Origin of the sequence: Bradyrhizobium genomosp. III (assembly GCF_000261705.1) — a bacterium.
Taxonomy (GTDB): Bacteria; Pseudomonadota; Alphaproteobacteria; order Rhizobiales; family Xanthobacteraceae; genus Bradyrhizobium; species Bradyrhizobium ottawaense.
Genome location: NZ_AJQF01000579.1, coordinates 1 through 1,993, shown reverse-complemented (window position 1 = coordinate 1,993; position 1,993 = coordinate 1). Strand labels below are relative to the sequence as shown.

The following is a 1,993-nucleotide window of genomic DNA, read 5'->3' as shown; positions in this document are numbered from 1 at the left end:
ATTGCGGCGGCGGTGGAAGAGCAGGGCGCGGCGACCCAGGAGATCGCCCGCAACGTGCAGCAGGCCGCGCAAGGTACCCAGCAGGTCTCCTCCAACATCACCGACGTGCAGCGCGGGGCGACCGAGACCGGCACGGCCTCCTCGCAGGTGCTGTCGGCGGCGCAAATGCTGTCGAACGATTCGGGCCGGCTGAAGAATGAGGTCAGCAAGTTCCTGACCAACGTGCGCGCGGCCTGATCCTTCGGGACAGGTATCAAACTACGCAAGAGCGGCGTCATCGGCGCCGCTCTTTGCTTTTGGCGCACCGCCCGGCCCCGGACTTATTTTTCACGTGGGTCATACGGTTCCAAATCTTTACGGGTTCCGAACGCGGGGAACTTTAAGTCCTCGCAGCATTTCGGAGGCCCATCGTGAAGCTGTTTTCGTTTTCTGCCATTCGCTCCATCCAGTTGAAGATTGCCCTGATCGCCGGCCTCTGCCTCGCGGTCACCTGCGTCGTGCTGATCGGCTACGGCCTCTTCTCCACGCAGAGCATGAACCAGTACGTGACCCACGAGGTCATGCAGCTGGTCGACAATCAGACCAAGGAAAGCCTGACGAACCGCGCTGCCACCGAAGCCAGCGCCATCAAGGCCGAGCTGGAGGTCGGATTTGATGCCGCGCGCACCATCGCGCATGCGTTCGCGACGCTGGCAGACGAGAAGACCGGCACCCCCATCGCAGCCCGGCGCGCCCAGTTCAACGCGCTGCTCCGCCACGTGCTCGAGCTCAATCCTGCTTTCAACGGTACCTATTCTGCCTGGGAGCCCGGCGCGCTGGATGGCGATGACGCGGCGTTCAAGGGCCGCAAGGAGGTTGGATCGGACAATACCGGCCGGTTCCTGCCCTATTGGACGCGCAATGCCAACGGCGACATCGCCGTTCAGCCGCTGGTCGAGTACGACAGCAGCGAGCGGCATCCCAACGGTCTGGTGAAGGGCGCCTGGTACATCAATCCGAACACGACGGGTAAGGAGAACATCCTCGGTCCGCTGCCCTACATCGTGCAGGGCAAGGCCGTCTTCCTGGCGACCATGTCGGTGCCGGTCATGATCGGCGGCAAGTTCCGCGGCGTTGCCGGCGCCGACTACAATCTCGACTTCGTGCAGAAGCTGGCCCTCAAGATCAATGCCTCGCTGTTCGAGGGCAAGGGCAAGGTCGCGATCCTCAACGATACCGGCCTGATCGTGGCCAACAGCGCCAATCAGGACGTGATCGGCAAGAACGCTTCGGCAGCCGATCCGCGCTGGAGCGAGAGCCTCGCCATCGTCAAGGCCGGCAAAAGCGCAGTGCAGGACGATCCGAAGTTCGCCAACATCGATATCTATGCGCCGATCCGCTTCGGGCTCACCGAGAATGCGTGGTCGGTCGTGATCTCGGTCCCGCGCGAGGTCGTGCTGGCGTCCGCACGGCAGCTGGATGCCTCGCTCAGTGCCCGCGCGACGTCGAGCACGTTCTGGCAGCTCGGTGTCGGCCTCGTCATCGTGCTGGCGGCGATCTTCTTGATCTCGTTCGCTGCACGCAAGATCGCGCGGCCGATCCAGGACTGCGCCAATTTCGCCGACGGCATCGCCAAGGGCGACTTCAACCAGCAGCTCAAGATCGATCAGGCCGACGAGGTCGGCAGGCTCGCGACGTCGCTGAGCTCGATGCAGGACGACATCAAGCGCAGGATCGAGCAGCGTGCCCAGGACCAGGCCGCTGCCGATCGCGAACGCAAGCGCACCATGAACGAGCTGGCCGACAGCTTCGAAGCGCAGGTGGGCGGTATCGTGGAAACGGTGTCCGCCGCATCCGGCGCGCTGGAAAGCTCGGCCGGATCGCTGAGCTCGACCGCCGAGCGGGCGCAAGAGCTCGCCTCCGTCGTCGCCACCGCATCCGACCAGGCATCTGGTAACGTGCAGTCGGTAGCCTCGGCGACCGAGGAGATGGCTTCGTCGGTCGGCGAGATCAG

At 64.1% G+C, this 1,993-nt stretch carries 1 protein-coding gene and 1 pseudogene; both read left to right on the top strand.

From position 1 onward, the window contains the following. Window positions 1-237 (top strand): annotated as a pseudogene (locus IC66_RS0142210) (methyl-accepting chemotaxis protein); the annotation flags it as partial. Between the two features lie 173 nt (window positions 238-410). Further along, window positions 411-1,993 (top strand): methyl-accepting chemotaxis protein (locus IC66_RS0142205; RefSeq protein ID WP_049806765.1); only part of this gene is annotated, 1,583 nt, incomplete at its 3' end.